This is a genomic window from Cupriavidus sp. HPC(L) (genome assembly GCF_000307735.3).
Classification (GTDB): domain Bacteria; phylum Pseudomonadota; class Gammaproteobacteria; order Burkholderiales; family Burkholderiaceae; genus Cupriavidus.
In genome coordinates, this window is sequence record NZ_AMPR02000374.1 from 1 (window position 1) to 1,499 (window position 1,499).

The following is a 1,499-nucleotide window of genomic DNA, read 5'->3' on the forward strand; positions in this document are numbered from 1 at the left end:
TTCGACCTGCAACTGTCCGGTCATACGCACGGCGGGCAGTTCCTGCCGTGGAACCTGTTCGTGCCGATGCAGCAGCCCTATGTCGCAGGACTGCATCGCCATCGGAACATGTGGGTCTATGTCAGCCGCGGCACCGGCTACTGGGGCCCGCCCAAACGTTTCGGCGCGCCGTCGGAGATCACGCGGATACGGCTGCGGCGCGCTCAGGCCTAGCAGCGCCGGCCTTCGGTCTCGCCCATGAACACTGCCAGCTTCACCCACCACACGATCGCCATCCAGCAGGTCCAGCAGACCCTGCTCGGTGCGCGCCATCGCGGCGCCGACATCGCCGCGATGCTGCGCCGCGCGGGCATCGCACCGGCGCTGCTGGACTCGCCGGTCGCGCGCGTGACGCAGGGCCAGTACGCAGCGCTTCTGTTCGCGTTGCGGCGCACGCTGCGCGACGAACTGTGGGGCCTGTGCAATCGGCCGCTGCCGCTGGGCAGCTTCGCGCAGTGCTGCCACATGATGGTCCACGCGCGCACGCTAGGCGAGGCGATGCACAGCGGCCTGCGCTACTACCGCCTGCTGATCGGCGACTTCGTGCCGCGGTTGCGGCGCCACGGCGAGATTGCGATGCTGTGCCTGTCGCCGCGCGTCGACTACGACGGGCGCCTCGCCTACGCGGCGCGCTCGTTCGCCTTTCTCGGTTACGGGCTCGCCTGCTGGATGGCGGCGCGCCGCGTGCCGCTGATCGGCGTCGACCTGCCCGATTCCGAACTGGGCCCGAGCGCCGATGCCGCGCTGCTGTTCCAGGCGCCCGCGTCCTACGGCCACGACTACACCGGCTGGCGCTTCGAGGCGCGCTGGCTCGATCTGCCGGTGGTGCAGAACGAGGCCAGCCTGCGCGAATTCCTGCGGCAGGCGCCGGCCAGCCTGCTGATCAAGTACCGCGACCAGACCAGCATCACCGAACGGATCCGCCGCATCCTGCGCCGCAACCTGACCGGCGAACTGCCGACGCTCGAGGACGTCGGCGAGCAGCTGGCGATGACGCCGCAGACGCTGCGCCGCCGGCTGCGCGAGGAAGGCCAGGGCTTTCGCGGCATCAAGGACGACCTGCGCCGCGACGCGGCCATCGAATACCTCGCCCGCCCCGAGCTGACGCTGCCCGAGATCGCCAGCCTGCTGGGCTTCTCCGAGGCCAGCACCTTCCATCGCGCGTTCAAGCACTGGACCGGGGTCGCGCCCGGCCAATATCGCCAGTCGCACCTGCGCGAGCACTGAGCCAGTCTTCTCCGCACCGCCGCGCGGTCTGCGGGTTTCCCCGTAGCCAAGGCCCGCCTCGGCACCGCGCTGCGTTCGCGCCCGCCCGGGCTTGATCGATCATGCCAATGCGAATCAGCGCTTCGGCCATGTCTGCGTGCGCGCTGCCTTCCTAGACTGTCGTCACCGTGGCGAGCGGGACCATCGACCAGCGGACCAGAACAGGAGACAGACATGGCAGACACCTCGACGTC

At 69.7% G+C, this 1,499-nt stretch carries 1 protein-coding gene and 1 pseudogene; both read left to right on the forward strand.

What is annotated here, in order from left to right; all coding sequences use genetic code 11:
• Window positions 1-213 (forward strand): annotated as a pseudogene (locus B551_RS26705) (metallophosphoesterase); the annotation flags it as partial.
• Window positions 214-237: 24 nt separating this feature from the next.
• Complete coding sequence (locus tag B551_RS18040; RefSeq protein ID WP_006575813.1) at window positions 238-1,266, forward strand: AraC family transcriptional regulator; 1,029 nt, start codon at window positions 238-240, stop codon at window positions 1,264-1,266.
• Window positions 1,267-1,499 lie beyond the last annotated feature (233 nt).

Excerpts from the sequence above, each read along its gene's own strand:
- B551_RS18040 (WP_006575813.1), top strand. The coding sequence starts at position 238 with ATGAACACTGCCAGCTTCACCCACCACACGATCGCCATCCAGCAGGTC.